Origin of the sequence: Micromonospora mirobrigensis, from assembly GCF_900091555.1 — a bacterium.
Taxonomy (GTDB): Bacteria; Actinomycetota; Actinomycetes; order Mycobacteriales; family Micromonosporaceae; genus Micromonospora; species Micromonospora mirobrigensis.
Genome location: NZ_FMCX01000003.1, coordinates 422,393 through 446,318, shown reverse-complemented (window position 1 = coordinate 446,318; position 23,926 = coordinate 422,393). Strand labels below are relative to the sequence as shown.

Sequence of the window (23,926 nt, the reverse complement as noted above, 5' to 3'; positions counted from 1 at the left end):
CACCTGGGGCACAACCCCATGCCTCATCGACCGCGCGGCGGGTGCGTTCCTCCGAGTCCGGCATCAGGTGCCCGTAGGTCGACAGGACCAGAGTCGCGTTCTCGTGCCCCAGCCGTTCGGCGACCACGATGACCGACTCACCCTGCAGTCGGCGGTGGAGACGACCGGGTTGAAGTGCGTCCCGGACATCGGCCCGAAGGTCAGGATCAGCGCGCCCAGGGCCAGGGCGGTGGCGATCGCGTTTTCCAGGAGCTGGAGCCCGACGTCGGTGGGGGAGAGCTGGGAGGCCGCGATGCCGGAGCCGACGACGGCGGCCACCAGGAGGGCGGTGCCGGCGAACTCCGCCGAGGCCCGCCGGAGCAGGGTGAGGCTCAGCCGGCGCTGCTGCCGGCCGGGGCGGCGGAGATCTCCAGCAGCGCGCCGAGCTGGCGGAACGCTTCCGGCTTCACCCGATACCAAACCCAGGTGCCGCGCCGCTCAGCGTCAACGAGGCCGGCTTCGCGCAGCACTTTGAGGTGGTGGGAGATGGTCGGCCCGGACAGGTCGAAGGCGGGAGTCAGGTCGCAGACGCAGATCTCGGGCACCGAGGCGATCATCGACATCAGTCGCAGCCGGACCTGGTCACCGAGGGCCTTGAATAGCGGTGCGACCACGGCGGCCTGCTCCGCGTTCATCGGGCGGACCGCAATCGGCGAGCAGCAGGCCACCGCGTTGAGGTCCGCTACCGGCAGCTCTTGTTTCGACATTCTTCTAGCTTGACAGATTTCAAAACAGGAGGCAACGTGGGTCCTGCTTCGAAAAACATCTAGGCAAGGGCCGGAGCGATGATCAAGCTGTTCCGGCGTCGCCACGCCGACGCCCAAGCCGTGAGGTTCTGCGACTCGTGCGGCCAGGTGTGCACTGCGGCCTGTCGCGCCGACGCCCACTACCAGCGCAACCGCGCCACCGCTCTCGTCAGCCACATCCGCTGAACCCGATCAGGAGGCAGTCATGTCCCGTGTCCAGCTCGCCCTGCGCGTGTCCGACCTCGAAGGCTCCGTGGCCTTCTACTCCACGCTGTTCGGCGTCGAGCCGGCGAAGCGTCGCCCCGGCTACGCCAACTTCGCCATCGAGAACCCGCCGCTGAAGCTGGTGCTCCTTGAGGGTGAGGCCGGCCAGCCCACCGTGCTGGACCACCTGGGCGTCGAGGTGTTCAGCACGGACGAGGTCATCGCCGCCACCAAGCGACTGACCGACTCCGGCCTGATCACGCTGGAGGAGAACAACACCGAGTGCTGCTACGCCCTCCAGGACAAGGTGTGGGTACGTGGCCCCGGTAACGAGCCGTGGGAGGTCTACACCGTCAAGGCCGACTCCGCGCAGTTGGACAAGGCCACCGAAAGCGCGTGCTGCACCCCAGCCGCCGAGAAGGAGCCGGCCACCAGCGGGGCCGCATCGACCTGCTGCTGATCACTACGCCCTCGCGCGCCCGTCCTCTGTCTAGAAGGCGGGCGCGCAGTGCTGGGGCACAACGGGGGCACAAGACAGCGTCAAACGCCGTCAACCGGCGCGAGATGACGAGGGAGCGGAAGATGCCCTAGCAGCGCGGGGACGACGTTGCTGAAGGTCACGGGACTGCCGGTCCAAGTTCCGCTTCAACGTCTGAGTCCGGCACCGGCCGCCCGCGCTGCCTTCCGTGCCACGGCCCGCTAGGTCGGTGGGGACGGTGGCTCGGGTCTCCGCCCGTGGGAGCGGGCTGCGTCGGCGACGGCAGTCCCGGCCAGAACCGTGGTCGCGGCGAGGGCGGCCAGCAGCGGCGGCCCGAGCGGCATCGCGGGTGTCAGGGCGGCCAGCGCGAGCAGGCCGATCAGCCGATGCCGGGACACCCGGGCGAACACCGTGTATTCGAAGCCGGCCCGGCCGACCAGGAACAGTGCGGGTCCGCCGAGGATGACCGCGACCCAGGCCGGTGGGGTGTGTCCGAGTGGATGGGCGATGACGAGTTCGTCACCCACGGCGGTGGCGACGATGCCAGCCAACATGATCAGTTGGGCGAACGCTGCCCACTGCGCGAGGCGGTTGCGGTCGGACGCCGCTGCGATGGCGGCCGGCACCAGTTCCCCGGCCCGGTGGATGTAGATGCGCCAGAACAGCGCGGTGCCGACGAACGACACGACGAACGCGGCGATCTGTGGAGCCGCGAAGTCGCTGCCGTCGAGGGTCAACGCGACGACCAGGATCAACTCCCCGAGCGCGATGATGAAGAGTTGGCGGTACCGCTCGGCCAGGTGTTCGGCCACGATCGCCCACTCGGATCGGGGCGAGCGACCCAGTCCGGGGAAGGAGTAGCGAACGACGGCCGCCGTGTAGTCCACCGCGAGAGCCAAGGTCCACAGGACCGCACGCCCGGTGCCCGGCACGAGCGCGCCCCCGATCCAGGGCACCGCCGACACAGCGAACCAGGCCAGCACCCGGATGCTCCTGCGTTGCAACTCGTGGCCGTGCTGGGCGAGGACGAGGAAGAGTTGGCGACCGACCGGGATGGCGACGTACGTGCCGGCGAAGAGCAGGCTCCGCTCGCCGAACGCGTCGGGCAGCACGACCGCCAGCAGCAGGCTGCCGAGCATGGTCGCGGTGACCATCAGCTGGATCGTCGGATGTTGCGGGTCGTAAAGGTCGGTCGTCCACGCGGTGATGCTCCAGATCCACCAGACCGCCATCAGCAGCACCAGCGTCTGGTAGGCGCCCTCCCACGAGAGATCGTCGATCAGCCCACGTGAGAGTTGGGTGAGCGCGACGACGAACACCAGGTCGAAGAAGAGCTCCAGGTAGTTCGCCTGCGGCGGCACCTCGGGCCGTCGCAGGAACCTGGCACCGCTCGGCATCATCCCGTCCCCGTTCCGCCGGCTTTGCGCCGGGGTTGGGGCATTCGTAACATGCGGCCGTGCCGGTTGGTCCGGATAACGCGGCGATGGCCGGGAGGGGGGCGGCCCGGGTTACCCGGACGGGCGACGGCCGAGGCCGGTCAGGCGAAGACGAAGTGCTGCTGGCCGGGCATGCCGGCCGCGCCGACGGTGGCGAGCAGGTGGCGGTCCGCGTCGAGGCGGTAGGTGCACGGCCAGTACGCCTGGCAGTCGCGGCAGCGCCGCGGGTCGTCGTCGTGCTGCCGGTGCTGGTCGGCCAGGGTCCGCCAGAGTTCGGTGTCGGTGTCCATTCCGTTCTGATACCCAGCGAACGGTCCGGTCAGCCCTTCTTCCGCCGGATTGTTCGGGGGGACACCCGACTCGGGGCGGCGTCGGTAACCCGGTTGGCGCGGCGCTGCCCCGTGTCTACGGTGCGGGGATGCTCTCACGAACGCTGACGGTGGCCTTCGACGCGGACGACCCCACCCGCCTGGCCCGGTTCTGGGCCGGCCTGCTCGGCCGGGAGGTGGTCGAGGACGCCCGGGGAGCGCTGCTGCCCGGCACGGACACCCAGGTCGGCCTCCGCTTCGTCCCGGCCGGTCCGGACGAGGGCGGGCCGCACCGCCGCCTGCACCTGCACGTGACCAGCGACGCCGTCGGCGACCAGCAGCGGGTGGTGGCGGCGGCGCTGCGGCTCGGCGCCGCTCACCTCGACGTCGGGCAGCTCCCGGAGGAGAGGCATATCGTCCTGGCCGACCCGGAGGGCAACGCGTTCTGCGTGATCGAGCCGGAGAACAACTACCTCGCCGGCTGCGGCCCGTTCGGCGAGGTGGCCTGCGACGGCACCCGCCAGGTCGGCCTCTTCTGGAGCGCGGCGGTGGACTGGCCGCTGGTCTGGGACTCCGACGAGGAGACCGCGGTCCAGTCGCCGCACGGCGGCACCAAGGTGGCGTGGGGCGGCCCGCCGGTGGCCGCCAAGGAGGTACGCAACCCGCAGCGCTTCGAACTCACGCCGACCGGCGGCGACCAGCGGGCCGAGGTCGACCGGCTGGTCTCGCTCGGGGCGACCCGGGTGGGGGCCGGCGCGGCCGGCGTGATCGTGCTGGCCGACCCGGACGGCAACGAGTTCGTCGTGCTCGGGAGCTGAGCGGGCGCGGCGGGTCAGCCGCCGGGGCAGCGGGTGTCGCCGCCGCTCAGTTCGCGGCAGCCGGGCACCGTCGTCGCCGGGGGAGGCGGGCTCGGATCGCGGTAGGCGACCGCGCCCAGCGCCAGCGCGGGTACACCGACCGCGACCGCCAGCACCAGGAACCCGATCGCCGTGCGCCTGAGCCGCATCTCGGACGCCACCAGGGCGATCAGCAGCGGCCCACCCGCCGCGAGGAGGCCGAGGAACACCGCGGCGTCGGACGCCCGCCGGCCCAGGTCCGCCGAACCGGCGTCCCCTGGGGAGTACGAGGCGGCCCACTGCTCCATCCCGATGGTGAACAACCACCACCCGAGGGCGAGCAGGCCGCCCACCCAGAGCAGCACCAGAAGTCCCACGACCGGAGCGCCGTGGCGCGGGGGCGCGGGTGTCGACGTTTTGGTCATGCCGCCCAGCGTGGCCCGGGCGGCATCGCTGGCACATGAGCCGGCGTACTCAGGAGAAGCCGAGGACCGGGTGTGGCCGGTAGGGGCTCTCCAGCGTCTCGTTCTCCTCGTCGGTGAGGTGCAGGTCGAGGGCGGCGACGGCGTCGGTGAGGTGGTGCGGCTTGGTGGCGCCGACGATGGGCGCGGTGACGCCGGGCCGGTCGGCCAGCCAGGAGAGCGCGACCTGCGCGCGGGGCACGCCGCGCGCCGCGGCCACGGCGGCGACCGCGTCGACCACCCGCCGGTCGTCGGCCTCGGTGCCGGCATAGAGGGTACGACCGAACTCGTCCGTCCCGGACCGCTCGGTGGTCTCGTCCCAGTCGCGGGTCAGCCGGCCCCGGGCCAGCGGGCTCCACGGGATGACCCCGACGCCCTGGTCAGCGCAGAGCGGCAGCATCTCCCGCTCCTCCTCCCGGTAGAGCAGGTTGTAGTGCGGCTGCATGGACACGAACCGGGTCCAGCCGTGCGCGTCGGCGAGCCAGAGCGCCTTGGCGAACTGCCACGCGTACATGGAGGAGGCCCCGAGATAGCGGACCTTGCCGGCCCTGACCAGGTCGTGCAGCGCTTCGAGGGTCTCCTCCAGCGGCGTGCCGGGGTCCAACCGGTGGATCTGGTAGAGGTCCACGTAGTCGGTGCCGAGCCGGCGCAGGCTGTTGTCGATCTCGGTCATGATGTGCTTGCGGGACAGGCCGGCGCCGTTCGGCCCGGGCCGCATCCGCCCGTGCACCTTGGTGGCGATGACCACCTCCTCGCGGCGGGCGTACTCGTTGAGGGCCCGGCCGACGATCTCCTCGCTGGTGCCGTCGGAGTAGACGTTGGCGGTGTCGAAGAAGTTGATCCCCGCCTCGATCGCCTGCCGGATGAACGGGCGGGCCTGGTCCTCCGGCAGTGACCACGGGTGCGGGCCGCGGCCGGGCTCGCCGTAGCTCATGCAGCCGAGGCAGAGAGCGGACACCTCGAGGCCGGTGGATCCGAGAGTGGTGTAGCGCATCAGGTGGTGCTCCGTTCCGTCGTGTCCCGGGCCCCGTACCCCGTCCCGGCGGGAGCGAACGGGGCGCCCGTCCGAGCGCACCCGAAAAGCGGTTGTGAGGCTCGACACAGTCCTTTATGGTCGGTCGCAATCAGTACTCAGAAGCGGTCCTCCGGCTGATGTTGATCGCCGGGACTCCTCTTCCGTTCATCCGGACCAACGGGGGAGCGGGCACACGGGTGCCCTGCTCCGGTAGGGAGACGACGTGAAGCGCAAACCGACCACACCGCTGCGGCTGCTCTGGGCGGCCCTGACGGCGGTGACCCTCGTCCTGCTGGGCGGGCAGGCCCCGGCGATGGCCTCCCTGCCTTCGGACTACAGCATCACCACCTCGGTGATCCTGCACGGCAGCAGCTACTCGGAGTCCTACAGCCGGACCATCGTCATCCGGAACGGGCGGGGCGAGAAGGTCGGCGACGGCGAGTTCCGCGCCGACCCGCTGAACGGCTCGCCGGGCGACGCCCTCGGCGCGTGCGACGACCTCGCCGACGGGCTGGGCGTCGAGATCCGGATGGACATCGGCTCGTCCAGCGGCTTCTACTCCACCGACCGGATCGCCTCGACCCGCGGCCGCAACTCACCCACCTGCACCGGCTGGGTGACCGGCGACATCGCCGAGAACACTCCGGTGGCGCTCAAGGTGTGCCTGGTCAGTGGCTCCCTGGAGTACTGCAGCGGCGTGTACTACGCCCGGGCCTGACGCCCGCGCAGGGCCGGCGGCCGCAGGGCCGACCCAACGAAAAGACCGCTTCCGGGTACGCCGGGAGCGGTCTTTTCCGTCCGTCGGGCCGCCCTGGATGGCGTCAACGTTCGGGCCGGGTCAGCTCCACCTCGTCACCGGGCAGCACCTCGACCTCGCCGCCGGGGTTGCGGACCTCCAGGATCGGTACGCCCTCATCGAGCTGCATCGTCCGCCGCTCCTTGCCGCTCGGCATCCGCGCCACCACCGTGGCACCCGGTCGCAGCTCGACCTGCCGCCGCTGTGGCACCTCACGAACCCGGGTGCCCATCGGACGGGTCGTGGTGACCAGTCCCTCGGACCTCAGCAATGAGATGGCCATCCGCACCGCGTCCCGACCGATTCCGTGTTCCTGGCTGAGCTGGAGCTCGGTGCCGACGGGCGCACCGGCGGCGAGGTCGCCGGACTCGATCCGTTCGCGAATCAGGTCGGCGAGCTGCACATAGACCGGCGTGTGCGAATACGGATCGATGGTCATTCGTCAAGCCTTGTGCCCCTGTGGCAACGAGCCATGTTGGCATTGTTGGAACATTGCCATCTTGCTAGAGTTCCGAATAGCAAGGGGTGCTCGCCGGGTGACCGAACGCTCTCACCCGAAGGTGTCCCTAGCTGTGTGCGGCCCCGCTGTCGTACCGCTGATCGGAGCTGCGGTGGTGGGGCGGGGTGGTCGGCCCGCGCGCGGCGGGCGGGTCGACCGCCCCTTCCAGTCCGACTCCGAGAGGTGGAGACCATGCGTGCCTTGCTGCGGCGTACCGGCCGGAACCAGCGACCGATCCGGACCCGGGCGCCAGGGGCGAACTACCGATCGTCGGCGTACCTGCCGTTGCTGCCCTGGCAGGTGCGGGAGCGGCGGTTCCGGTGGACCCGCCTCGGCCGTCGTGGCCTGGATCCCGACGAGGTGCGGACGTTCCTCGACCGGGTCGCCGGCGATCTCGCCGCGGTCCACGACGCGCTCCGCGAGAGCCGCCTGGAGACGGCCCGGATCAAGGAGGCGCTGCGCCGCTGGCAGTCCGAGCAGGCGCAACGGGACCAGGCGGCCCGGCGGTGAGGGCCGGGCGGGAGCGCTTCGTCGTACACCTGCCGTTGGTCACGACCGACCTGGCCGCGGCCCTGCGGCTGGCCCGGGTGGTGGCGCGGTGGGCGGGCCTGCTGCCGGCCGCCGACCCGGGGGAGACCACCGTGTCCGTTGAGGACGACCAGGGCGTACGCCATCGGGTCTTCTGCGACCTGCGGCTGCCCGGCGGCCGGCGGTGCCTGCTCCGGGCCGACCACGACGGGCCGTGCGCCCGCAGATCGACTCGTTGACCGCTGCGGCGGTATCCCGCTCAACTTCGCGGCCCGCACCCAGCTGGTGGCGGTGAACGTGGCCCTGGGCACCGGTTCCCACGTCACCGCGGCTGCCGTGGCGGACCCGTTCACCGACGAGGTCTTCTGGACCGACGGCGCCCGCGCCTCCGTCCGCCGCGCCGGCACGGACGAGCCGCTCGCGCCGACGGCGGAGTCCCGGCTGGTGGACGTCAACCTGGACCCGCCGTTCCCGAACGCCCCCGCCTTCCGTGCGGTCCGGCTGCTCGCCGACGACCGGCTCCTCGCCCGGTTCGGGCCCCGGGTGCTCTCCACCAGCCTGGCGCTCACCTGGGTGGTCGCCGGCCGGCGGGCCGCCTACCTGACCGACGGCGCGGCCGCCGACAGCGTCCACTTCGCGGCCGGGATCGCGCTGTGCCGGGCGGCCGGCTGCGTGGTGACCGACCTGCACGGTGCGCCGCTCGCGGCCGGGCCGGTCGGGCTGCTCGTCGCCGCGGACGCGCAGACGCACACCGAGCTGCTGTCCCTCGTCCGCGACCAGCTCACCGGCTGAGCCGGCTCAGAGTCGCGGTGGCCGGCTCAGCGCGTGGTGGCCGGCGCGCAGGGCGGAGGCCGGTTCGGAGCGTCTCGGCGAACCACCGGAGCAGCCCCGGCCAGCCGCTGCCGTGGGCGACCGCCCCACGGACGCCCTCCCAGCCGGGGCCGTGTGCGTCGAGTTGGTCGTGCACCAGCGTGACCGCTCAGAGGGGCTGGACCAGCTGGATCGGGTTGCCGTCCGGGTCGGCGACCCAGGCGATCAGCAGCCGGTCGAGCCACCGGTACGGCGCCGCAAGGGCGGCAGCGCCGGCGGCCGTGACCCGGGCGAAGGCGGCGGTCGTGTCGTCGGTCCAGAGGACGACGGCGGCCCGCTGGCCCTGGCTGATCGGATCCGGGCCGTGGTCGTCCCGGGTGGAGCGTGCCCACGCAATACCGATCTTGTAGCCGTCGAGGGCCAGGTCGACGTGGATGACCTGCGGCGTCCGGAACATGGACCGACCCTCGTCAGCGCCGCCCGGCCTGTGCCGACCGCCGTCCGGGCAACGGATTTTCCGGTCAGGCCGGACGGCGGGCCAGCAGATAGCAGCGTTCCGTCGACGCCTCCTGCGGCAGGGGCGAGCGCTCCAGCCGGGCCCGCACCACCAGACCGACATCCCGCAGCGCGTCGGCCACGAGTTCCACCGGGAAGAAGTGGAAGTCCACGTCCACCGGGTGCCCCCACCAGTCGTCCAGGTGCCGAGTCTCGGTCCCGACGTGGAAGGCGACCAGCAGCGTCCCGTCGGGCCGCAACACCCGGCGCATCTCGGCGAACGCCGGCCGCAGCTCGTCGGCCGCCAGGTGGATCACCGAGTACAGCGCCACCGCCGCGTCGAACTCGCCGTCCGCCGCCGGAAGCCCCAGCAGGTCGCCCTCCCGGAACTCCACCCCCGGGTACGCCGCCCGCCCGGTGGCCACCATCGCAGGGGAGAGATCGACGCCGACGGCGCGTACCCCCTGACCGGCCAGCCACGCCGCCACGTGGCCCGGCCCGCAGCCCAGGTCGACGACGACCGGCTCGGGGCCGGCCTCCTCGACCAGCGCGGCGAGCAGCGCTCGGTCCAGCGGCTTGCCGTCCAGTTCGTCGCCGATGCGCTCCCGGTAGGTTTCGGCGACCGTGTCGTAGCTCCGGCGTACCCGATGGTGTTCCGCGATGCCCGGCATGGCCGCCAGCCTGCCAGCCCCACGGCCCTCGTGTGGGGTCACGGGCCCGGCCGGCCGCCCCTAGGCTGAGTTGACGCCGACGGATCGGGGGACGCGGTGGAGCATCTGGGCGCCTGGTCGGGCGGGGTGGTCGGCGGGCTGTTCGCGCTGGTGGGCCTGACGCTGCTGGTCAAGGGCGTCGTCCGGCGGGACCCGGTGGCCCGGCGGCACGGCTGGCAGTACCTGGCGATCGGGGTCGGTCTCGGGCTGGTCGGCGTGGCCGCGGGCCACGGCGGCTGGGCGGGGTGGCTCGTGTTCCCCGGCATGGCCCTGGCCTGGGTGGTCAACCGGCAGATGTCCCCGGGCGCGAACGCGCCGACCGGCTGGCGGCCCTGGCGGCGCCACCCCGCCGACGGGCCGGGCGGTCACGAGATGTAGTGCAGGATGACGTTGTGCACGTGGTGGCTCTTCTCGGCCCCGCGGAACTCCACCTCGTAGGTGTGCGTGCCGACGTGGATGGCGATCGCGCCGGTGGAGAAGAACGACCCGCCCCACGACTTGTTGCTCACCACGCTCACGCTGGTGATCTTCGAGTACGGGATGCTGGTGATCGCGTACTTCTTGCCGACGAACGAGCGGTCCTGGATGATCACGCGTCGGTCGGTCAGGCCGATGAACCCGGTCCCCGTCCCGACGGCGTCGTAGACGGCGATGATCCGTTCGGAGTCGAGCAGGCCGCTCTGGATCTGCTGGAACTGCTCCTTGCGGTCGTACGTCGCGTTGGCCATGCACCCCACGGTAGGAACCCGGGACCACACCCGGACGCGGCGGAGCCCCGCCGGTCACGGGGACGGGCGGGGCTCCGGCGAAGACGCGGGTGCGTCAGTGGTCGACGCGCGGGTCGTGGTCCCGGGTGCGGGTGCCCGACTTGGCCAGACCCCGGCTGACCAGGTAACCGATGGTCAGCAGGGTGATGTACCACCAGGCCTTGTCGGCCGCGAAGTAGTCACCGCCGTTGTTCGCGGCACCGTCACCGACCGCGTTCGACGCGATCAGCACGCCGATGACGGAGAGCAGGTAGACGGCCAGCTCCGTGGTCTTCCACGACGGCTTGGTCTCCTCGCCGTGCAGGTGGTGGCGGGTGCCCCGGTCCAGGTGGCCGTCGTGGTCGCGGTCGGTGCGACGGTCGTTCTTGGTGGTCGGTGCAGTCATGGTCAGCTCCCAAGAAGCGTGGTATCAGGTCTTCCGTCCTTAACGGGACGGTCTGCTTCATCCCGTGCAGATTGGTTACCCGCGCCCTGATTCGAGGAAACAAAATTTCTCAGGAAACTGCCAGCGACCCGGCTGACCAGGCCGGACGCGCAACGGCGATCAGGCGCCCGTGACGGCGCGGTACGCGTCCTCTATGCGGGCGGCCAGCAGGACCTCGCCCTCGGTGAGCGGCTCATCGTCGCCGTGACCCAACCGGATCTGGGTGTGGTCGGCGCGTCGGCTGATCTCCGGCCGCAGCCGCAGCGCGTCCGCGACCACCTTGACCCGCTCGGTCAGGGCCGCGTGCTGGGTGTCGTCGATGACCAGGGTGCGGCGGATCTGCTCGCCCTCACGCGTCCAACCGGTCAGCAGGGTCAACGCGTCGGTGAGGTAGTCGTGCTTCGTCCGGCCGTTGAAGAGCGCGCGCATCACCGCACCTCCCAGGCGTCGTTGCCGGCTTGTGGCCAAATCGTCGCCGTCCCGTGTCTTCGTCGGTACCCCCAAGTCTTGTCGCCGCGCTGGGGGTGTGTCCACGCCCACACTTCCCAGATCTACTGTCCTGGCGGCCGGTCACGGTACCCGAATCGCCGATTGATCTGGCACGCTGGACGGCCGTGCGGACCGAACGGGCTAACGGAAATGGGCAGGCCGACCGACGGGACCTGAAGGTCGTGGTCGGAGCGGCGATCATCGCGGACGGGCGGGTGCTCGCCTGCGCCCGCTCCGCGCCGCCCGAGGTGGCCGGCCGGTGGGAGTTCCCCGGCGGCAAGGTCGAGCCCGGCGAGACCGAGCCCGACGCCCTGACCCGCGAGTGCGCCGAGGAGCTCGACGTCCGCGTACAGGTCGGCGAGCGGGTCGGCCGGGACGTCCGGATGGCGCACGGCCGGTCGGTGCTGCGCGTCTACTACGCCCGCCTGCTGCACGGCGACCAGCCCAGGCTGCTGGAGCACTCGGCCCTGCGCTGGCTCGCGGTCGACGAACTCGACAGCGTCGACTGGCTCCCGGCCGACGTGCCGATCGTGCCGGCGCTGCGTGCCCTGCTCACCCGGCCCGGAGCGGGGGACGGGCAGGCCGCCCGGGCCTGAGCCGGCGGAAACGGACAGCGCGTCGAAAACGGGACGGGGGCCGCCGGCATGTGCCGTGGCCCCCGTCGTGGTGCTCGTCGTGCTCAGTGCTTCTCGTCCTGCTGCGGGTGAGCGAAGTTGAGGTGCTCGGGCGGCAGCGGGAAGGTGACGTCGTCGCCGAACGGCGACGGGGCCGCCGCCCGGTCGAAGGTGAGTTCCGTCAGCGGCAGCTTGCCGTTGTCGTCCACCGCCGGTGCCGTCGGGTGCGGCACCTCCCGGTGCCAGTTCACGCCCTGCTGCGCCTGGCGCTCGGCCCGGGCGTCGTGCGAACCGCCGGCGTGCGAGTGCACACCCCGGTGGGCCGCGCTGGTGGTCGCGGCGCCGCTGTGCTGCCCGCTGTTCACGCTGGTCTGAGGCACCTGACCCCTCCGGAAGATCTTGCTACCAAGCCACACGAGGGGATCGTACCTGCGGTCGACGACCCGTTCCTTCATGGGGATGATCCCGTTGTCGGTGATCTTGATGTGCTCGGGGCAGACCTCGGTGCAGCACTTGGTGATGTTGCAGAAGCCCAGACCCTGCTCGGCCTGCGCGTACTCCTTGCGGTCGGTCTTCGCGTCCAGCGGGTGCATGTCCAGCTCGGCGGCGCGGATGAAGAACCGCGGGCCGGAGAAGGCCTGCTTGTTCTCGTCGTGGTCGCGGATCACGTGGCAGACGTTCTGGCACAGGAAGCACTCGATGCACTTGCGGAACTCCTGCGAGCGCTCCACGTCGACCTGCTGCATCCGGTACTCGCCCGGGGCCAGGTCGGCCGGGGGCGCGAACGCCGGCGTCTCGCGCGCCTTCTCGTAGTTGAAGGAGACGTCGGTGACCAGGTCGCGGATGACCGGGAAGGTCCGCAGCGGGGTCACCGTGACCGTCTCCGCCTCCTCGAAGGTCGACATCCGGGTCATGCAGCTCAGCCGCGGCTTGCCGTTGATCTCCATCGAGCACGAGCCGCACTTGCCCGCCTTGCAGTTCCACCGGCAGGCGAGGTCCGGCGCCTCGGTGGCCTGGAGCCGGTGGATGACGTCGAGGACCACCTCGCCCTCGTTCACCTCGACCGTGTAGTCCTGAAGGTCACCGCCGGACTCGTCGCCCCGCCAGATCCGGAACTGCCGCTTGCTTCCCATCAGTTGCCCGCCTCCTTCGCGAGGGCGTCGAACTCGGCGAGCTCCTCGTCCGTCAGGTACTTGCCCAGCTCCGCCCGGTCGAAGAGATTGATCAGCTCGGGGCGCATCTTCGGCAACGGCTTGTGCGTCAGCCGGACCGTGTCGCCCTCCAGGGCGCAGACCAGGTTGACCCGACGCCACTTCGGGTCCATCGCCGGGTAGTCCTCCCGGGTGTGCCCGCCGCGCGACTCCTGCCGCTCCAGGGCGGCCTTCGCGGTGCACTCCGAGACCACCAGCATGTTGCGCAGGTCCAGGGCCAGGTGCCAGCCCGGGTTGTAGCGCCGGCCACCGGCCGCGCTGACCTTCGCCACCCGCTCCCGCAGCTCGGCCAGCCGGGACAGCGCGTCCACCAGCTCGCCCTCCCGGCGGATGATGCCGACCAGGTCGCCCATGACCGCCTGGAGGTCCTGCTGGAGGACGTACGGGCTCTCGCCGGTGTCCCGCTGCAACGGCGCCAGGGCCGTCTCCACCGCGGCCTCGACCGCGGCCACCGCCAGCTTTGGGCGGGCGGTCAGCCCGTCGGCGTACGAGGCGGCGTGGCCACCGGCCCGCTTGCCGAAGACCAGCAGGTCGGACAGGGAGTTGCCGCCGAGCCGGTTGGAGCCGTGCATGCCGCCGGAGACCTCACCGGCGGCGAAGAGCCCGCGCACCGTGCCGAACGCCGCCCCGCTGTCCGGGTCGACCTCCACGCCACCCATCACGTAGTGGCAGGTCGGGCCGACCTCCATCGGCTCCTTGGTGATGTCGACGTCCGCCAGCTCCTTGAACTGGTGGTACATCGACGGCAGGCGGCGACGGATCTCCTCGGCCGACTTGCGGGAGGCGATGTCCAGGTAGACGCCTCCGGCGGGCGTACCCCGGCCCTCCTTGACCTCGGTGTTGATCGCCCGGGCGACCTCGTCGCGGGGGAGCAGCTCCGGCGGACGCCGGTTGTTGTCCGGGTCGGTGTACCAGCGGTCCGCCTCCTCCTCGGTCTCCGCGTACTGCTTGCGGAAGACGTCGGGGACGTAGTCGAACATGAACCGCTTGCCCTCGGAGTTCTTCAGCACGCCGCCGTCACCGCGGACCGACTCGGTGACCAGGATGCCCTTCACCGAGGGCGGCCAGACCATGCCGGTCGGGTGGAACTGGAGGAACTCCATGTTGATCAGCGTGCCGCCGGCGCGCAGCGCCAGCGCGTGTCCGTCCCCGGTGTACTCCCACGAGTTCGAGGTGACCTTGTAGGAGCGGCCGACGCCGCCGGTGGCCAGCACGACGGCCGGCGCCTCGAAGAGGACGAACTCGCCGGACTCCCGGTAGTAGCCGAACGCGCCGGCGATCCGGTCCCCGTCGAGCAGCAGCTCGGTGATCGTGGTCTCCGAGAAGACCCGGATCCGGGCCTCGTAGTCGCCGTGGTCGCGCTTGTCCTCCTGCTGGAGGGAGACGATCTTCTGCTGGAGGGTACGGATCAGCTCCAGGCCGGTCCGGTCACCGACGTGCGCCAGCCGCGGGTACTCGTGGCCACCGAAGTTGCGCTGCGAGATCTTGCCGTCGGGGGTGCGGTCGAAGAGCGCACCGTACGTCTCCAGCTCCCAGATCCGCTGCGGCGACTCCTTCGCGTGCAGCTCGGCCATTCGGAAGTTGTTCAGGAACTTGCCGCCGCGCATGGTGTCCCGGAAGTGCACCTGCCAGTTGTCCCGGCTGTTCACGTTCCCCATCGCCGCGGCGGCGCCGCCCTCGGCCATCACCGTGTGCGCCTTGCCGAACAGCGACTTGGAGATGATCGCGGTGCGCTTGCCCGCCAGCCGGGCCTCGATCGCCGCGCGCAGGCCGGCGCCGCCGGCCCCGATCACGACGACGTCGTAGTGGTGTCGTTCGATTCGCGTCTCAGTCATGTCCGGGCTCTCAGTTGATGAACCGCAGGTCGGGGAACCAGCCGGCGGCGATGGCCATCACGTAGAAGTCGGTCAGCGCCAGCGTGCCGAGGGTGATCCAGGCGAGCTGCATGTGCCGGGTGTTCAGCCAGGACACCCCGGTCCAGGCCTTGTAGCGCACCGGGTGCTTGGAGAAGTGCTTCAACCGGCCGCCGATGATGTGCCGGCAGGAGTGGCAGGAGATCGTGTACGCCCAGAGCATCACCACGTTGACCAGCAGGACGACGTTGCCCAGCCCGAAGCCGAAGCCCTTGGGGGAGTGGAAGGCGTAGATCGCATCCCAGGTGTTGATCAGCGAGATGATCGCCGCGGCGTAGAAGAAGTAGCGGTGCAGGTTCTGCCCGAGCAGCGGGAACCGGGTCTCCCCGCTGTAGGACTTGTGCCCGTCCGGCACGGCGCAGGCCGGCGGCGACAACCAGAACGACCGGTAGTACGCCTTGCGGTAGTAGTAGCAGGTCAGCCGGAACAGCAGCAGGAACGGCAGGGTCAGCGCGGCGTCCGGGATGATCCACCAGCCGGGCAGGAAGCTGCCGAAGTGCGAGGAGCCCTCGACGCACCGCTCGGTGACGCACGGCGAGTAGAACGGCGTCAGGTAGTGGTAGTCGGGGACCCAGTACCACCTGTGCATGAAGACCCGGACCGTCGCGTAGATGACCCACGCGCTGAGCCCGACGACGGTGATCAGTGGGGCGAACCACCAACGGTCGGTACGCAACGTCTTCGCCGCGATGGCGGCGCGCGCTCGCGCTCCCCGCGGCCTCGTTGCCGTAGAAGTCATTCGAGTCGTCTCCCTGACGGCGCAGCCCTCGCGGGCCGCGGATCACGTTCTCGTTCGCCTCAGCGGACCGGCGGGACCGCGTCCACTGGCACGTCTTTGCGCACGCATGTGACCGCGCCGCGAAAGGGCGCAGCTAAGTGACACACGTTACGCCGATCTACACGGCCCGGCCGTGCAACGCAGTGTCCCGTGTGTCCCTCAGCTTGGAAAGACCCTAGACCAAGATCAATATCTCGGCGTGTTTCCTCGGGGAATGACGCGGATTGCGGAAAACCGGTCCTTCTCGGCCCGGAGAAGGAGCGTGGTGCGGCAATCCGGGCCTCACGCCTTCTCCGGCTCGGCAGGCCGGCCCGGTCAGCCGGAGGCGCCGCCGGTGAAGTTCCAGGAGGCGAGCCGCACCGGCGGCGCCTCCCACCAGACACCGTCGTCCCGGTCCGGCAGGCGTACCGCCCGGGTGCCCAGGCCGAGCACCGCGCCGGGCCCCAACGCCCGCGGGTACGCCTCGGTGAACCGGAGGTCGCGTACCGCCCGCACCGGCACCCCGTCCTCGACCAGCCACACCCCGTTGCGGGTCAGGCCGGTGATCACCAGGCTCTTCGGATCCAGCACCCGGGTGTACCAGAGGTCGCTGACCAGCAGCCCGCGCGTCATCCCGGCCACCAGGGCGGCGGTCTCCGGATCGGCCACCGCGCCGGTCACCCCGCCCGGGTCGGTGCCGCCCGTCGCCGCACCGCCGTGCGTTGCCGCGCCGTCCGCTGCTCCGCCGTTCGGTCCCGCGCCGTTCGGTGCCGCGCCGTTCGTTGCCGGGAGCAGCCGCAGGTTGTGCGGGACCGGGCCGAAGGTGGCGGCCCCGGGCATGCCGTGACCGGTGGACTCCGCGCCCGCCTCGGCCGCGCTGCGCCGGTCGTACGCCAGGGCGCGGGTGGTGCCGCCGTCGACCAGGGTCAACGCCCGACGCGCGGTGCCCTCGGAGTCGAACGGCATGTGGGAGCCGTGCAGCGGATCGTCGACCAGGGTCACCGCCGGGTCGAACTGGGCCGTCCCCGGCTCGGCGAAGGACTGCCGCTCGGCGTGCCGCTTGCCGTTGAAGCCGTACCAGGAGAGGTTCTCCAGCAGGTCGGCGACGGCGGTGGGCTCGAACACCACCTCGTACCGCCCCGGGGGCAGCTCGACCGGGTCGGCGGCGGCGCGGGCCTTCGCGGCGGCCCGGGCGCCCAGCGCCGCGCCGTCCAGGTCGGCCAGTCGGTCGACGCCGAGCCGGGCCACGCCGTCCGCGCCGCCGGCCCGGGCGATGCCGTCCATCGCCGCAGCGGCCGACCGCCCGGTCGCGGCGTGCCCGGCCGAGTTGGCGAACGCCTCGACCGTGGCGGAGGTGCGGCAGTAGCCGGCCGTCTCCAGCCCGCCGGCCGCCGCGACGAAGGCCCGGACCCGTTCCGCCCGGTCGTCGGGCTCGGCGTGCCCGGTGGGGTCGTCCCAGGCGGGCCCGGCCGGGACCGGGGTGGGTGCGAGCAGCCCCGGCCAGTCCTGGTCGGGCGGGCAGAGCCGGGCCGCCGCGAGGGTCCGCTCGACCAGCGCGGTCAGGCCGTCCGGGTCGACCAGGCTGCCGCCGCCGGTGGCCGTCCGCCCGTCGACGTGCAGTCGCAGCCGCACCGACACGGCGACCTCGTCGACGTTCTGGTGGATGAAGGAGTTGGCGAACCGGGTCAGCGCCAGGCGCCGGCGGGTCACCCCGACCTCGGCCTGTGCGTCCGGCCCGGCGAGGCGGCGGACCAGCTCCACCACCCGGCCGGCGATCCCGGCTTCGGTGTCGGTCACGCGCGCACCCCCACTCGGACGTTACGGAAGCGGGCCGGCGCGGCCGGGTGACCGGTGTGCCCGATCTGGCCGGGCTGGCCCTTGCCGCAGTTCGGCGTGCCCCACGGGACGATCTCCGAGGAGAGCATGTCCATCGAGCGCCAGAAGTGCGGGCCGATCCCGGTGTACGTCGGGTTGCGCAGCATCCGCCCCCGCCGGCCGTTCTTGACCTCCCAGCCGATCTCGCAGCCGAACTGGAAGTTGAGCCGCTTGTCGTCGATCGACCAGGAGCGGTTGAGGTCCATCAGCACCCCGTCGTCGGTCGCGGCGACGATCTCGTCGAGGGTGTGCGGACCGGGCTCCAGGCCCACGTTGGTCATCCGCACCATCGGCAACCGGGCCCAGCCGTCGGCGCGTACGCTGCCGCCGTGGTCGAGACCGGCGACGGCGGCCGAGTCCCGGCCGGCGAGCACCCCCACCCACCGCCCCTCGCGGACCGCGTCCCGGGCGACGGCGGGGGAGCCCTCGTCGTCGAAGCCGAAGCTGCCCAGCGCACCCGGGATGGTCGGGTCGATCGTGACGTTCATCAGCTCCGAGCCGTAGCGCAGCGAGCCGAGCTGGGCAAGGTCCAGCCAGGACGTGCCGGCGAAGGCCGCCTCCCAGCCGAGGATCCGGTCCAGCTCGATGGCGTGCCCGACCGACTCGTGGATCTGGAGGGCGAGCTGCTCGCCGCCGAGGATCAGGTCGGTCTCGCCGGCCGGGCACTCCGGCGCGGTCAGCAGGGCCCGGGACTCCTCGGCGATCCGGGCGGCGTGCGCGGTCAGGTCGAGGGAGTCGACCAGCTCCCAGCCGGTGGTGCCGTACTGGCCGCGATAGCTCGGGTAGGACCGGCGCTGGGTCTCGCGCTCGCCGATGGAGGTGGCGGAGATGCCGCCGCCGCACTCGCGGATCCGCTGGTCGATCCGGTGCCCCTCGCTGGAGACGAACCACTTGGCCGTGTCCCAGATCTGGTAGAGCCCCTCGGCCAGGTCGGCGCCGTGCTCGCGCATCGTCGCGGTGGCCCGGACCAGCAGGTCGCCCTTGTCCGACAGCGGCACCCCGAGCGGGTCCACCGCGCACTCCGACGCCCAGCTCGCGGTGACCGCCGGGGACGGCACCAGGTCGATCGGCGGGCCGGGCACCCGGGCGCTGGCGGTGGCGATGGCCGCGGCCTGCCGCCCGGCGGCGCGCGCGGCGGCGTCGGAGAGCTCCGGCACGGCGTGGAAGCCCCAGCTCGACCCGACCAGCGCCCGCACCCCCAGCCCGATGCTCTCGTGCTGGGTCAGCTCCTCGATGGCGCCGTTGCGGGCCGACATCGACTCGTAGCGGCGGTGCATCACCCGGGCGTCCGCGTAACGCGCGCCGGCGTCGAGGGCGGCCTGGACGGCGGCGGTGGCCGCGTCGAACTCGCTCATGCCGGCCGTCCGCTTTGCTCCGTGCCGGCATGGGGCACGTCCGCGCTGCATCGATGGTCCGCTCGCTGGCGCTCGCTCATGGACCGACCCTAGGCGAGCCCACCGACATCCGTCAGGGGACGAGATCCTCCGGCCGGATCGTCGCGCGGACGGGTTCGGTCAGCTCCAGGACCTCACCGGGCTTTGTGACGGAGCGTTCGACATAGTGCGCACCCTGACGCTGGTAGAGGTGCATCATCCGGGTTTCCTGGTCGACCAGGAGATACCACTCGATGCCGGCGGCCGCGTAGTAGTGCATCTTGAGCACCTTGTCGGTCGCCGCGTTGCTCGGCGAGATGATCTCGCAGACGAGTCGGACGGCTGCGGCGTCGATCATCAGCTCGTCTAGGTCCACCGGTTCGGTGACGACGAGGTCGGGGATCGGGACACGGCCGGGGCGCAGCCGGACGTTCACCGCCTCCAGCAGTTCGAGCCCCGCCGGCTCGGCAGCGGCTTCCAGCAGGTTGCCCAGCTTCCGCGAGATTCGCTGGTGACGAGGGGTGGGCGCAGGGGTCACGTGGAGGCTCCCGTCGAAGAGTTCGACGCGTTGCGGCGTCTCGCCGAGGGCGAGGTACTCCTCTTCGGTCCACGGTCCGTCATGGTTGTCGAACACCGCCGCGGTCGTCATGGTCACCCCCACCTCGTGTGTCGGGAATTCTCCGATCGTCGCCGCGACCATGGTCGCACCTCGGGTGCGACAACGGAGCCAGGTCCGGGCTGCGGAGGCGTTGTCGACTCGTTACGCTCGGCCCTGCTGACACCACCCGCCGTGTAGCTTATTTTCACCTCCGGCTCATTGTTGTAGGTTCCCTACAACCCGAGGGAGGCGGTCGTGGACAGTCCGGAACCGGCGCGGTCGGACGACCGCCCCGAGCCGCCGACGCGGCGCGCGGCGGAGGAGCCCTATCTGCGCGTACGCGACCTGCGGGTCCATTTCGACACCACCGACGGCGTGGTCCGCGCCGTCGACGGGGTCTCGTTTGGCGTGGACCGGGGACGCACCCTCGGCATCGTCGGCGAGTCCGGCTCCGGCAAGAGCGTCACCTCGCTCGCCGTCCTCGGGCTGCACGACCCACGGCGCGGCAGCGTCACCGGCGAGATCAGCCTCGGCGGCCGCCAGCTGGTCGGCCTGCCGGAGGAGGAGGTACGCCGGCTGCGCGGCCGGGACGTCGCGATGATCTTCCAGGATCCGCTCTCCGCACTGCACCCGTACTACACGGTGGGGCGGCAGATCGCCGAGGCGTACCGGGTGCACCACCCGCGCGCCGGCCGACGGGAGGCCCGCAACCGGGCGGTCGACATGCTCGGCCGGGTCGGCATCCCGCAGCCGGCCCGCCGCTTCGACCAGTATCCGCACGAGTTCTCCGGCGGCATGCGGCAACGGGCGATGATCGCCATGGCCCTGGTCAACGACCCGGCCCTGCTGATCGCCGACGAGCCGACCACCGCGCTGGACGTGACCGTGCAGGCGCAGATCCTCGACCTGCTCGCCGACCTCCAGGCCGAGTTCCACTCGGCGATCATCCTGATCACCCACGATCTCGGCGTGGTCGCCCAGGTCGCCGACGAGGTGCTGGTCATGTACGGCGGTCGGGCCGTCGAGCACGGCAGCGTGGAGCAGGTGCTGCGCCGCCCGCAGCACCCGTACACCTGGGGGTTGCTCTCCAGCGTGCCGTCGTTGCACGGCGACGCGGAGGCGGACCTGGTGCCCATCCCGGGCAACCCGCCCTCACTGATCAACCTGCCCTCGGGCTGCGCGTTCCACCCCCGCTGCCGGTACGCCGGCCGCAACGGCGACCGGTCGCGCACCGAGGTCCCGGCGCTGCTCCCGGCGGGGGAGCCCGGGCACCTGGTCGCCTGCCACCTGCCAGCCGGCGAGCGGGACCACCTCTACCGGTCCGACGTCGCCCAGGTGGGGGTCGCCCGGTGAGCGCGAGGAACGCAGCGCAGCGGAGTCCCGCAGTCGCGAACGGAGGTGGGCACAGATGAGCGCCGAGCCGCTGCTGCGGGTCCGCGGGCTGAGCAAGCACTTCCCGGTCCGGGACGGGTTCCGGACGACGGGCCTGGTGCGGGCGGTCGACGGTCTGGACTTCGACGTCCGGCCGGGGGAGACCCTGGGACTGGTCGGCGAGTCCGGCTGCGGCAAGACCACCACCGGCCGGATGCTGGTCCGGCTGCTGGAGCCCACCGCGGGGACGATCGAGTTCGCCGGGCGGGACATCACCCACGCCGGCCGCCGCGAGCTGCGTCCGCTGCGGCAGGACCTTCAGATCATCTTCCAGGACCCGTACGCCTCACTGAACCCCCGGCACACCGTCGGCCGGATCGTCGCCATGCCGTTGCAGGTCAACGGGATCGACCCGCCGGGCGGCGTGAAGCGTCGGGTGCAGGAGCTGCTGGAGCTGGTCGGGTTGAACCCGGAGCACTACAACCGCTACCCGCACGAGTTCTCCGGAGGCCAGCGGCAGCGGATCGGCATCGCCCGCGCCCTGGCGCCGCGGCCGAAGCTGATCGTCGCCGACGAGCCGGTCTCCGCCCTGGACGTGTCGATCCAGGCGCAGGTGGTGAACCTGCTGCGGGACCTGCAACGCGAGCTGGACCTGGCGTTCGTCTTCATCGCCCACGACCTGGCCGTGGTCCGGCACTTCTGCCAGCGGGTCGCCGTGATGTACCTGGGTCGGATCGTCGAGATCGGCGACCGGGTGGACATCTACGAGCGGCCGCAGCACCCGTACACCCGGGCCCTGCTGTCGGCGATCCCGGACGTGACCGCGCTCGGCCCGGCCGGGCGGATCCGGCTGGTCGGCGACGTGCCGACCCCGCTGGACCCGCCGTCGGGCTGCCGGTTCCGGACCCGGTGCTGGAAGGCGACGGAGCGCTGCGCCACGGAGGAGCCGGCGCTGGTCCCGCGCGACGGTGGCCGGCAGGCGACCGCCTGCCACCACCCGGAGGGCGGCCCGGTGGCGGCGCAGCCGCAGAACGGTCCACCGGCGGCCCGGCGGGGAAGTGACCCGGCACCGGTGGGTGGCGGCGTCGAGGAGGTGGCGGAGTGAGCCTGTCCCCGGTGGAGGGTGTGGCGCTGGCCGAGATCGAGTCGGCCGGCGACGGCGACGCGCCCCAGGCCAATCGGTTCGTCGGCCGGTCACCCGGCCAGCTCGCCTGGGCGAGACTCAAGCGCGACCGGACCGCCCTGGTCAGCGGCGCGATGCTGGTCTTCCTCGTGCTGGTCGCGCTGGCCGTCCCGCTGATCCAGGCGCTGTACGGGGTGGGGCCGAAGGAGCAGTTCCAGAACCGGTTGGACGGCTTCGGCATGCCGCTGGGCTATGCCGGCGGCGTCACCGGTGAACACTGGTTCGGGCTGGAGCCGGCGCTGGGCCGGGACATCTTCATCCGGATGGTGCACGGGCTGCGTACCTCGCTGTTCATCGCGTTCGCCGCCGCCGTGATCACCGCCGCGATCGGGGTGGCACTGGGCACCCTCGCCGGCTACCTGGGCGGCTGGGTCGACGCGGTGATCAACTGGGTCACCGACCTGACCCTGGCCATGCCCTTCCTGATCATCGCGCTGGCGTTGACGCCCACCGTGGCGCTGCGCTTCTACGGCCAGCGGGAGGCCGTCCCGGCGTACTTCCAGATCGGGGTGCTGATCGGGATCTTCGCCCTCTTCGGCTGGACGAGCACCGCCCGGCTGGTCCGCGGCCAGGTCATCGCGCTGCGCGAGCGGGAGTTCGTGGACGCCGCCCGGGCCAGCGGGGCCGGGTTGGGGCACATGCTCTTCCGGCAGCTGCTGCCGAACGTCTGGGCGCCGATCCTGGTCTCCTTCTCGCTGGCGGTGCCGCAGTACATCACCAGCGAGGCGGCGCTGTCGTTCATCGGGGTCGGGCTGACCGACGAGACGCCGAGCTTCGGCCGGATGATCTACCGCAGCCTGGACTACCTCCAGACCGACCCGGCGTACGTCTTCTTCCCCGGCATCACGATCTTCGCGCTCGTGCTCGCCTTCAACCTCTTCGGCGACGCGCTGCGCGACGCGCTCGACCCGAAGTCGTCCCGGTAGCAGGGGGCACCTCCATGACACGTTTCCTGGTCCGCCGGCTGCTCTCGGCGGCGCTCACCCTCTTCGCGGTCAGCGTGCTCAGCTTCCTGATGTTCTTCGCCCTGCCGCGCGACCCGGTCACCGGCATGTGCCCGAAGAACTGCAACCCGGAACGCCTGGAGCGGGTCCGGCAGGAGCTGGGCCTCAACGATCCGCTGATCGCCCAGTACGCCGGCTACATGAAGGGCATCGTCACCGGGCGGGACCTGGGCAGCGCCCAGGGCGGCAGGTGCGACGCCCCCTGCCTGGGCTGGTCGTACGTCTCGAACGAGGCGGTGACCGACTCGATCGCCCGGGTGCTGCCGGTGACGTTGAGTATCGTCATCCCCGCGGCGATCCTCTGGCTCCTGCTCGGGGTGGGGTTGGGCATGGTCTCCGCGCTGCGCCGGGGCACCTGGCTGGACCGGGCCGCCATCGGCTTCTCGCTGACCGGCGCCTCGTTGCAGCTCTACTTCGTCGGCGCGGTGCTGCTGATCGTCTTCGTCTACAACCTCCGGTTGCTGCCGGTGCCGAGCTACACGTCCCTACTGGACGATCCGCTGCGGTGGGCCAGCGGGCTGGTGCTGGCCTGGGTGGCGCTGGCCTTCCTCTTCTCCGCCATCTACGCCCGGCTGTCCCGGGCGCAGATGCTGGAGACGCTGTCGGAGGACTTCGTCCGGACCGCCCGCGCCAAGGGCCTGGCGAAACCGGCCGTGTACGGGCGGCACGCGCTGCGCGCGGCGATCACCCCGGTGGTGACCATCGCCGGGCTGGACGTGGGCGGGGCGCTGGGCGGGACGGTGATCACCGAGACCACCTTCGGGCTGAACGGGATGGGTCGGCTGGCCGTGGACGCGGTCCGCTCCGGGGACCTGCCGACCATCATGGCCACCGTGCTGATCGCGGCGATCTTCGTGGTGCTGGCCAACATGGTGGTGGACCTGCTCTACGCCGCGATCGACCCCCGGGTCCGGCTGCGCTGACGGTGCACGGCGACCGCCGTGGATCACGACGGAATTTATCGACAACTGTTACACAAATTGTAG

The 23,926-nt window shown here is 71.5% G+C and carries 30 protein-coding genes; 12 read left to right on the top strand and 18 right to left on the bottom strand.

Annotated elements, in window-relative coordinates; genetic code table 11:
* Nucleotides 1-63: 63 nt before the first annotated feature.
* Nucleotides 64-318, bottom strand: coding sequence for an aquaporin (locus GA0070564_RS13225; protein ID WP_245669960.1), 255 nt, complete (start codon nt 316-318; stop codon nt 64-66).
* A gap of 53 nt (nt 319-371) precedes the next feature.
* Complete coding sequence (locus GA0070564_RS13220) at nt 372-746, bottom strand: ArsR/SmtB family transcription factor (RefSeq protein WP_091608451.1); 375 nt, start codon at nt 744-746, stop codon at nt 372-374.
* A gap of 244 nt (nt 747-990) precedes the next feature.
* On the opposite strand from GA0070564_RS13220, the gene GA0070564_RS13215 reads away from it, so the two are divergent.
* Nucleotides 991-1,449 carry an ArsI/CadI family heavy metal resistance metalloenzyme gene (locus GA0070564_RS13215; protein WP_091608448.1) on the top strand — a complete coding sequence of 153 codons (459 nt, stop codon included), beginning with the start codon at nt 991-993 and terminating at the stop codon, nt 1,447-1,449.
* Nucleotides 1,450-1,688: 239 nt separating this feature from the next.
* On the opposite strand, the gene GA0070564_RS13210 is transcribed toward GA0070564_RS13215, so the two are convergent.
* Nucleotides 1,689-2,864, bottom strand: a complete 1,176-nt coding sequence (locus tag GA0070564_RS13210; RefSeq protein ID WP_091609163.1) for a low temperature requirement protein A — start codon at nt 2,862-2,864, stop codon at nt 1,689-1,691.
* A 140-nt stretch (nt 2,865-3,004) separates the two neighbouring features.
* Nucleotides 3,005-3,193 (bottom strand): hypothetical protein, encoded by a 189-nt coding sequence (locus tag GA0070564_RS13205; protein WP_091608444.1) that lies wholly within the window; start codon nt 3,191-3,193, stop codon nt 3,005-3,007.
* A gap of 128 nt (nt 3,194-3,321) precedes the next feature.
* Here GA0070564_RS13205 and GA0070564_RS13200 point away from each other — a divergent pair, with 128 nt between their 5' ends.
* A complete protein-coding gene (locus GA0070564_RS13200) occupies nt 3,322-4,029 on the top strand; it encodes a VOC family protein (protein ID WP_091608441.1) in 708 nt (235 codons plus the stop codon).
* A 14-nt stretch (nt 4,030-4,043) separates the two neighbouring features.
* Here GA0070564_RS13200 and GA0070564_RS13195 read toward each other — a convergent pair whose 3' ends face one another.
* Nucleotides 4,044-4,424 carry a DUF6234 family protein gene (locus GA0070564_RS13195; protein ID WP_091608437.1) on the bottom strand — a complete coding sequence of 127 codons (381 nt, stop codon included), beginning with the start codon at nt 4,422-4,424 and terminating at the stop codon, nt 4,044-4,046.
* 97 nt (nt 4,425-4,521) lie between these two features.
* On the bottom strand, nt 4,522-5,502 hold the full coding sequence (locus tag GA0070564_RS13190) for an aldo/keto reductase (protein WP_091608434.1): 981 nt from the start codon (nt 5,500-5,502) through the stop codon (nt 4,522-4,524).
* A 244-nt stretch (nt 5,503-5,746) separates the two neighbouring features.
* Here GA0070564_RS13190 and GA0070564_RS13185 point away from each other — a divergent pair, with 244 nt between their 5' ends.
* The gene (locus GA0070564_RS13185; RefSeq protein ID WP_091608430.1) at nt 5,747-6,241 is read left to right on the top strand and encodes a hypothetical protein; all 495 of its coding nucleotides are present in this window, start codon (nt 5,747-5,749) and stop codon (nt 6,239-6,241) included.
* Between the two features lie 103 nt (nt 6,242-6,344).
* Here the strand turns inward: GA0070564_RS13185 and GA0070564_RS13180 are convergent, their stop codons facing one another.
* Nucleotides 6,345-6,758, bottom strand: coding sequence for a GntR family transcriptional regulator (locus tag GA0070564_RS13180; protein WP_091608426.1), 414 nt, complete (start codon nt 6,756-6,758; stop codon nt 6,345-6,347).
* A gap of 252 nt (nt 6,759-7,010) precedes the next feature.
* On the opposite strand from GA0070564_RS13180, the gene GA0070564_RS13175 reads away from it, so the two are divergent.
* Genes GA0070564_RS13175 through GA0070564_RS13165 form a run of 3 tightly spaced genes read left to right on the top strand, consistent with a single transcriptional unit; the run spans nt 7,011 to nt 8,138 of the window.
* Nucleotides 7,011-7,328: a DivIVA domain-containing protein gene (locus tag GA0070564_RS13175; protein WP_091609162.1), complete on the top strand. Its 318-nt coding sequence runs from the start codon at nt 7,011-7,013 to the stop codon at nt 7,326-7,328.
* Complete coding sequence (locus GA0070564_RS13170) at nt 7,325-7,585, top strand: hypothetical protein (protein ID WP_141714768.1); 261 nt, start codon at nt 7,325-7,327, stop codon at nt 7,583-7,585. The genes GA0070564_RS13175 and GA0070564_RS13170 overlap by 4 nt, the downstream gene beginning before the upstream one ends.
* Entirely contained in the window at nt 7,467-8,138 is a 672-nt protein-coding gene (locus GA0070564_RS13165; protein WP_091608422.1) for an inositol monophosphatase family protein, read from the top strand. The genes GA0070564_RS13170 and GA0070564_RS13165 overlap by 119 nt, the downstream gene beginning before the upstream one ends.
* A gap of 187 nt (nt 8,139-8,325) precedes the next feature.
* Here the strand turns inward: GA0070564_RS13165 and GA0070564_RS13160 are convergent, their stop codons facing one another.
* Nucleotides 8,326-8,613 (bottom strand): VOC family protein, encoded by a 288-nt coding sequence (locus GA0070564_RS13160; RefSeq protein WP_091608418.1) that lies wholly within the window; start codon nt 8,611-8,613, stop codon nt 8,326-8,328.
* 64 nt (nt 8,614-8,677) lie between these two features.
* Complete coding sequence (locus GA0070564_RS13155) at nt 8,678-9,322, bottom strand: class I SAM-dependent methyltransferase (RefSeq protein WP_091608413.1); 645 nt, start codon at nt 9,320-9,322, stop codon at nt 8,678-8,680.
* 96 nt (nt 9,323-9,418) lie between these two features.
* Between GA0070564_RS13155 and GA0070564_RS13150 the strand changes: the two genes are divergently transcribed.
* Nucleotides 9,419-9,739, top strand: a complete 321-nt coding sequence (locus tag GA0070564_RS13150) for a hypothetical protein (RefSeq protein ID WP_091608409.1) — start codon at nt 9,419-9,421, stop codon at nt 9,737-9,739.
* On the opposite strand, the gene GA0070564_RS13145 is transcribed toward GA0070564_RS13150, so the two are convergent.
* The 3 genes from GA0070564_RS13145 to GA0070564_RS13135 all read right to left on the bottom strand — a co-directional run bounded on the left by GA0070564_RS13145 (nt 9,727) and on the right by GA0070564_RS13135 (nt 10,981).
* Nucleotides 9,727-10,089, bottom strand: coding sequence for a PH domain-containing protein (locus GA0070564_RS13145; protein WP_091608405.1), 363 nt, complete (start codon nt 10,087-10,089; stop codon nt 9,727-9,729). The genes GA0070564_RS13150 and GA0070564_RS13145 overlap by 13 nt on opposite strands.
* Nucleotides 10,090-10,183: 94 nt before the next feature.
* Complete coding sequence (locus GA0070564_RS13140; protein WP_245669959.1) at nt 10,184-10,513, bottom strand: hypothetical protein; 330 nt, start codon at nt 10,511-10,513, stop codon at nt 10,184-10,186.
* A gap of 159 nt (nt 10,514-10,672) precedes the next feature.
* On the bottom strand, nt 10,673-10,981 hold the full coding sequence (locus tag GA0070564_RS13135; RefSeq protein ID WP_091608402.1) for a 4a-hydroxytetrahydrobiopterin dehydratase: 309 nt from the start codon (nt 10,979-10,981) through the stop codon (nt 10,673-10,675).
* A gap of 185 nt (nt 10,982-11,166) precedes the next feature.
* On the opposite strand from GA0070564_RS13135, the gene GA0070564_RS13130 reads away from it, so the two are divergent.
* On the top strand, nt 11,167-11,637 hold the full coding sequence (locus tag GA0070564_RS13130; RefSeq protein WP_091608400.1) for a (deoxy)nucleoside triphosphate pyrophosphohydrolase: 471 nt from the start codon (nt 11,167-11,169) through the stop codon (nt 11,635-11,637).
* A gap of 83 nt (nt 11,638-11,720) precedes the next feature.
* On the opposite strand, the gene GA0070564_RS13125 is transcribed toward GA0070564_RS13130, so the two are convergent.
* From GA0070564_RS13125 to GA0070564_RS13100, 6 genes are all read right to left on the bottom strand, one after another.
* Entirely contained in the window at nt 11,721-12,788 is a 1,068-nt protein-coding gene (locus GA0070564_RS13125; RefSeq protein ID WP_091608397.1) for a succinate dehydrogenase/fumarate reductase iron-sulfur subunit, read from the bottom strand.
* On the bottom strand, nt 12,788-14,701 hold the full coding sequence (locus GA0070564_RS13120) for a fumarate reductase/succinate dehydrogenase flavoprotein subunit (RefSeq protein ID WP_091608394.1): 1,914 nt from the start codon (nt 14,699-14,701) through the stop codon (nt 12,788-12,790). Before GA0070564_RS13120 ends, GA0070564_RS13125 begins: the two co-directional genes overlap by 1 nt.
* Nucleotides 14,702-14,711: 10 nt before the next feature.
* The gene (locus GA0070564_RS13115; protein ID WP_091608391.1) at nt 14,712-15,518 is read right to left on the bottom strand and encodes a hypothetical protein; all 807 of its coding nucleotides are present in this window, start codon (nt 15,516-15,518) and stop codon (nt 14,712-14,714) included.
* Between the two features lie 354 nt (nt 15,519-15,872).
* On the bottom strand, nt 15,873-17,312 hold the full coding sequence (locus GA0070564_RS13110; protein ID WP_091609160.1) for a TldD/PmbA family protein: 1,440 nt from the start codon (nt 17,310-17,312) through the stop codon (nt 15,873-15,875).
* A 17-nt stretch (nt 17,313-17,329) separates the two neighbouring features.
* A complete protein-coding gene (locus GA0070564_RS13105; RefSeq protein ID WP_091608388.1) occupies nt 17,330-18,766 on the bottom strand; it encodes a TldD/PmbA family protein in 1,437 nt (478 codons plus the stop codon).
* A 112-nt stretch (nt 18,767-18,878) separates the two neighbouring features.
* Nucleotides 18,879-19,484, bottom strand: a complete 606-nt coding sequence (locus tag GA0070564_RS13100) for a Uma2 family endonuclease (RefSeq protein ID WP_245669955.1) — start codon at nt 19,482-19,484, stop codon at nt 18,879-18,881.
* Between the two features lie 153 nt (nt 19,485-19,637).
* On the opposite strand from GA0070564_RS13100, the gene GA0070564_RS13095 reads away from it, so the two are divergent.
* The 4 genes from GA0070564_RS13095 to GA0070564_RS13080 are packed head-to-tail and all read left to right on the top strand — an operon-like array spanning nt 19,638 to nt 23,863.
* The gene (locus GA0070564_RS13095; protein ID WP_091608384.1) at nt 19,638-20,735 is read left to right on the top strand and encodes an ABC transporter ATP-binding protein; all 1,098 of its coding nucleotides are present in this window, start codon (nt 19,638-19,640) and stop codon (nt 20,733-20,735) included.
* Between the two features lie 55 nt (nt 20,736-20,790).
* Nucleotides 20,791-21,858 carry an ABC transporter ATP-binding protein gene (locus tag GA0070564_RS13090; protein ID WP_245669954.1) on the top strand — a complete coding sequence of 356 codons (1,068 nt, stop codon included), beginning with the start codon at nt 20,791-20,793 and terminating at the stop codon, nt 21,856-21,858.
* On the top strand, nt 21,855-22,862 hold the full coding sequence (locus tag GA0070564_RS13085) for an ABC transporter permease (RefSeq protein ID WP_091608381.1): 1,008 nt from the start codon (nt 21,855-21,857) through the stop codon (nt 22,860-22,862). Before GA0070564_RS13090 ends, GA0070564_RS13085 begins: the two co-directional genes overlap by 4 nt.
* A 14-nt stretch (nt 22,863-22,876) precedes the next feature.
* Complete coding sequence (locus tag GA0070564_RS13080; RefSeq protein ID WP_091608378.1) at nt 22,877-23,863, top strand: ABC transporter permease; 987 nt, start codon at nt 22,877-22,879, stop codon at nt 23,861-23,863.
* Nucleotides 23,864-23,926 lie beyond the last annotated feature (63 nt).

What these genes read in the sequence shown, in the direction of transcription:
- GA0070564_RS13220 (WP_091608451.1), bottom strand. Translation starts at nt 746, where the DNA reads ATGTCGAAACAAGAGCTGCCGGTAGCGGACCTCAACGCGGTGGCCTGC.
- GA0070564_RS13215 (WP_091608448.1), top strand. Translation starts at nt 991, where the DNA reads ATGTCCCGTGTCCAGCTCGCCCTGCGCGTGTCCGACCTCGAAGGCTCC.
- GA0070564_RS13210 (WP_091609163.1), bottom strand. Translation starts at nt 2,864, where the DNA reads ATGCCGAGCGGTGCCAGGTTCCTGCGACGGCCCGAGGTGCCGCCGCAG.
- GA0070564_RS13205 (WP_091608444.1), bottom strand. Translation starts at nt 3,193, where the DNA reads ATGGACACCGACACCGAACTCTGGCGGACCCTGGCCGACCAGCACCGG.
- GA0070564_RS13200 (WP_091608441.1), top strand. Translation starts at nt 3,322, where the DNA reads ATGCTCTCACGAACGCTGACGGTGGCCTTCGACGCGGACGACCCCACC.
- GA0070564_RS13190 (WP_091608434.1), bottom strand. Translation starts at nt 5,502, where the DNA reads ATGCGCTACACCACTCTCGGATCCACCGGCCTCGAGGTGTCCGCTCTC.
- GA0070564_RS13180 (WP_091608426.1), bottom strand. Translation starts at nt 6,758, where the DNA reads ATGACCATCGATCCGTATTCGCACACGCCGGTCTATGTGCAGCTCGCC.
- GA0070564_RS13175 (WP_091609162.1), top strand. Translation starts at nt 7,011, where the DNA reads ATGCGTGCCTTGCTGCGGCGTACCGGCCGGAACCAGCGACCGATCCGG.
- GA0070564_RS13160 (WP_091608418.1), bottom strand. Translation starts at nt 8,613, where the DNA reads ATGTTCCGGACGCCGCAGGTCATCCACGTCGACCTGGCCCTCGACGGC.
- GA0070564_RS13155 (WP_091608413.1), bottom strand. Translation starts at nt 9,322, where the DNA reads ATGCCGGGCATCGCGGAACACCATCGGGTACGCCGGAGCTACGACACG.
- GA0070564_RS13145 (WP_091608405.1), bottom strand. Translation starts at nt 10,089, where the DNA reads ATGGCCAACGCGACGTACGACCGCAAGGAGCAGTTCCAGCAGATCCAG.
- GA0070564_RS13140 (WP_245669959.1), bottom strand. Translation starts at nt 10,513, where the DNA reads ATGACTGCACCGACCACCAAGAACGACCGTCGCACCGACCGCGACCAC.
- GA0070564_RS13135 (WP_091608402.1), bottom strand. Translation starts at nt 10,981, where the DNA reads ATGCGCGCGCTCTTCAACGGCCGGACGAAGCACGACTACCTCACCGAC.
- GA0070564_RS13125 (WP_091608397.1), bottom strand. Translation starts at nt 12,788, where the DNA reads ATGGGAAGCAAGCGGCAGTTCCGGATCTGGCGGGGCGACGAGTCCGGC.
- GA0070564_RS13120 (WP_091608394.1), bottom strand. Translation starts at nt 14,701, where the DNA reads ATGACTGAGACGCGAATCGAACGACACCACTACGACGTCGTCGTGATC.
- GA0070564_RS13115 (WP_091608391.1), bottom strand. Translation starts at nt 15,518, where the DNA reads ATGACTTCTACGGCAACGAGGCCGCGGGGAGCGCGAGCGCGCGCCGCC.
- GA0070564_RS13105 (WP_091608388.1), bottom strand. Translation starts at nt 18,766, where the DNA reads ATGAGCGAGTTCGACGCGGCCACCGCCGCCGTCCAGGCCGCCCTCGAC.
- GA0070564_RS13100 (WP_245669955.1), bottom strand. Translation starts at nt 19,484, where the DNA reads ATGGTCGCGGCGACGATCGGAGAATTCCCGACACACGAGGTGGGGGTG.
- GA0070564_RS13090 (WP_245669954.1), top strand. Translation starts at nt 20,791, where the DNA reads ATGAGCGCCGAGCCGCTGCTGCGGGTCCGCGGGCTGAGCAAGCACTTC.
- GA0070564_RS13080 (WP_091608378.1), top strand. Translation starts at nt 22,877, where the DNA reads ATGACACGTTTCCTGGTCCGCCGGCTGCTCTCGGCGGCGCTCACCCTC.